The organism is Vibrio ouci (assembly GCF_004551525.1).
In the GTDB taxonomy this organism is placed as follows: domain Bacteria; phylum Pseudomonadota; class Gammaproteobacteria; order Enterobacterales; family Vibrionaceae; genus Vibrio; species Vibrio ouci.
The window spans coordinates 1-1,221 of sequence record NZ_SATR01000199.1 but is presented as its reverse complement, the minus strand read 5'-3'; the positions used below and the strand labels follow the sequence as shown (position 1 = coordinate 1,221).

Below are 1,221 nucleotides of genomic sequence, written 5' to 3'. Positions count from 1 at the left end.
TTCAAACACCTAGCAGCGTATTTAAAGCGTCTTTGTTTGAACCCAACAATTAAAGCGGTTTGCGACATCGAGGGTATAGATCTCACACCATTTGAATCATACTCATAACAAGCAATTTAAGAGGGATTCACAACGCTTGGCACTTTTGGTTCTACTTCAGTTTTAGTGTTTATGACACAATGCTTTAGGTTTGGGTGGAGGCGTTGTTCACCCCTTAATTGGGCGTTATGTCCCATGTAGGAGAATTTATATTGGCAATACCAATAGAGAAGGTTTTATCTCAAGATATGGTGGTTAAAATTGTTTCAGACACTGATCTATTTTCGATAGGTAGTTTGTTTATTACGGCTTTGGTTGTTATAGCAACAACATATCTAACGATCAAAAACTTTAAGACTTCGATGACGAGTCATCAGAAAACTGAAATGATGAAAATCAAACTTCATGAGAAGGTAAAAAATAGACAACAGTGGATTGAAAGCGTTCGTTCGACGGTATCCGAGTTTTGTGCTGTGTCGACGACAATGGCAGAAATTAGCCTATCTCTTGATAAGCGTATCTCAGTCTTAAAGAGTCTTGAACAAAATGCTATGGCTCTTGAAGCCTTACAAATGACTGAAAAATTCGATGCTCAACTATCTAGGGCTTTAGTTTTGAAAAACTCATTACATCTACTACTAGACCCTGATGCACAGGAGGCTCAGGAGGTGTTGGAAGAAATTGACTCAATATACAGGATTATAAGTGACTCTAGTTCTGATAATTACCCTAAAGAAGAACTATACAGTCGAGTTTCACGAGTAATTGAACTAACTCAGTTTGTTGTTAAATCTGAGTGGGCAGCACTTAACCTTTAGTTTGTGACATAACAATAAATTTAAGAGTGATTCACAACGCTCGGCGCTTTCACTTCAAGCCGGTTTAGTGTTTACGGCACAATGCTTTAGGTAAGGTGTTAGCGTTGTTCACACCTTAATTTGGCGTTATGTTTACTTGAAATTCAAAGGCTTAAAGTTCTTAGGCTCTAGTTCTTTGTCCCTCTGGCAATTCGTCCCTAGTAGACTCAGCAAATCAGTATTGTCGGCCTAAATTCTTGAATCTCTCAGCCCGTAAAACATCCCAATGTTCGTGGGTTGCTTCATTGTCAGGTCGTTGCGGTCGGTTTTCTGTTTAACTGGCTTAAAGTCGCTTTTAGGTTCTTTGCCAAGTAGCATTTCGGTT

At 39.0% G+C, this 1,221-nt stretch carries 1 protein-coding gene and 1 pseudogene; both read left to right on the top strand.

The genetic code is table 11. The annotated features are described in order from the left end of the window. Nucleotides 1-108, top strand: a pseudogene (locus tag ELS82_RS27225) (glutathione S-transferase family protein); the annotation flags it as partial. A 143-nt stretch (nt 109-251) separates the two neighbouring features. Beyond that, on the top strand, nt 252-857 hold the full coding sequence (locus tag ELS82_RS25100) for a hypothetical protein (protein WP_134837782.1): 606 nt from the start codon (nt 252-254) through the stop codon (nt 855-857). The last annotated feature ends 364 nt before the right edge of the window (nt 858-1,221 follow it).